This is a genomic window from Achromobacter sp., from assembly GCF_057314935.1.
On record NZ_DBHKZA010000098.1, the window covers coordinates 1 to 2,034 of the forward strand.

The 2,034-nt window shown below is 65.3% G+C and carries 2 protein-coding genes; one reads left to right on the forward strand and one right to left on the reverse strand.

Translation table 11 applies throughout. The features are described from left to right. Window positions 1–123: 123 nt before the first annotated feature. A complete protein-coding gene (gene purU / locus ACO6D5_RS26045) occupies window positions 124–978 on the forward strand; it encodes a formyltetrahydrofolate deformylase (RefSeq protein ID WP_315845065.1) in 855 nt (284 codons plus the stop codon). A gap of 3 nt (window positions 979–981) precedes the next feature. Here purU and ACO6D5_RS26050 read toward each other — a convergent pair whose 3' ends face one another. After that, complete coding sequence (locus tag ACO6D5_RS26050) at window positions 982–1,881, reverse strand: LysR family transcriptional regulator (RefSeq protein ID WP_485826992.1); 900 nt, start codon at window positions 1,879–1,881, stop codon at window positions 982–984. Window positions 1,882–2,034 lie beyond the last annotated feature (153 nt).

Sequence of the window (2,034 nt, forward strand, 5' to 3'; positions counted from 1 at the left end):
AACCTGTTCGGCATCGAATCCCCCGGGCTGACCTCCAGCCTGGCCCTGGCGGAAGAAACCCTGGCGCGCCTGGCCGCCTGATTCCGCCCCATCCCCCTTCTTACCTCGGCCTATTTCCGCACCATGCAGCACAACGACTACATCCTGACCCTGTCCTGCCCCGACCGCACCGGCATCGTCTACCGCGTCAGCGGCCTGTTGTTCGAATTGGGTTGCAACATCCTGGATTCGCAGCAATTCGGCGACGAGGAAACGGGCCAGTTCTTCCTGCGCGTGCACTTCGACCTGCCCACCGCGGTGGCCGCCGACGACCTGCGCGCCCGTCTGGCCACGCTGTCCGGCGACTACGGGATGGACCTGAAGCTGCACGATGCGCGCCGCAAGGAACGCCTGCTGATCATGGTCAGCAAGCAGGGCCACTGCCTGAACGACCTGCTGTTTCGCGTGCATAGCGGGCATTTGCACGCCGAAGTGGCCGCGATCGTGTCGAACCACAACGACTACGCCAGCCTGGCCGCGTCCTACAACATCCCGTTCCACTACCTGCCCGTCACGGCGGACACCAAGGCGGAACAGGAAAAGCAGGTACTGCAGATCGTTGAGCAGTCCAACACCGACCTGGTGGTGCTGGCCCGCTACATGCAGATCCTGTCGGCGGACATGTGCCGCGCGCTCAACGGCCGCGCCATCAACATCCACCACAGCTTTCTGCCCAGCTTCAAGGGCGCCCGCCCGTATCACCAGGCGCATGCGCGCGGCGTGAAGATCATCGGCGCGACCGCCCACTACGTGACGTCCGACCTGGACGAAGGCCCGATCATCGATCAGGACATCGAACGCGTGGACCACACGATGACCGCCCAGGACCTGACCCAGGTCGGCAGCGACATCGAATCCCTGGTGCTGTCGCGCGCCGTGCGCAGCCACGTCGAACACCGCATCCTGCTGAACCGCAACAAGACCGTCGTGTTCCGCTGATCCTCAGCCTGCGGCGGCGGGCGGATACTGGCGCGCCACCAGCGCCACCGCCTTCTGCTGCAGCGGCGAGCGCGCCTCGGCCGGCCAGATCACCTGGCTGACCGACCGGGCCTCGTGCTCGAAGGCGATGAAGCGCGTTCCCGCCAGGCCGCTGCGCGACAGGCAGGCCGGCACGATCGACACCCCCAGCCCCTGCGACACCAGCGACGCCACGCTCAGCCAATGCCGCACTTCGTGCCGGATCACAGGCATGAACCCCGACGCCACGCACATCGACAGCACTGTCTCGTAATAGCTGGGCGACGCGGCGCGGGCGAAAAACACGAAATCGTCGCCCGCCAGATCCGCCAATTGCAGCGATGCGCGGTCGGCCAGCGGGTGCGAGTCCGGCAGGCAGACGACAAAAGGTTCGGCCATCACATTACGGGCGTGAACTTCTTCCGGCACCGGATTGGCGTGGATGAAGCCCAGGTCCTGCTCGCCGCGCCGCACGGCTTCGATCTGTTCATAGGAGTTCAGTTCGGTCAGCACGTGTTCGACGTCGGGCAGCTCGGCCCGCATGGCGTTGAGCAGCGCGGGCAGGCCCCGATACAGCATGGACCCCACGAAACCGATGCGCAGCCGGCCACGCAGGCCCGCGTCCACCCGTTGCACCAGCGTGCGCACGTCTTCGGCCTGGCGCAACAAGGTCAAGGCCTCGCGGTACAGCACCTGGCCCGCGTCGGTCAGTTCCACGTGGCGGCTGGTACGGGCCAGCAGGCGCGCCCCCACGTTGTCTTCCAGTTGGCGGATGGCGTAGCTGAGCGGCGGCTGTGAAATGTGCAGGCGCGTCGCGGCGCGGCTGAAATGGCGCTCTTCGGCGACGGCGATGAAATAGCGCAAGAGGCGCGGATCCAGGTCCATGGTGTCTCCCCGATCTATATTTTTTATGGATTGTTCTACACGAAAACGGTATTTGCATAGATTAATCGACTCGCGCAACATCGGCCATCTTCCCCGTTTTCCGCAGGATGCCGCCATGGACACGCCCAAGATCGCCGCCCCGACCGCTGCCCC

Coding starts and splice junctions, on each gene's coding strand:
- purU (WP_315845065.1), top strand. CDS start 124: ATGCAGCACAACGACTACATCCTGACCCTGTCCTGCCCCGACCGCACC.
- ACO6D5_RS26050 (WP_485826992.1), bottom strand. CDS start 1,881: ATGGACCTGGATCCGCGCCTCTTGCGCTATTTCATCGCCGTCGCCGAA.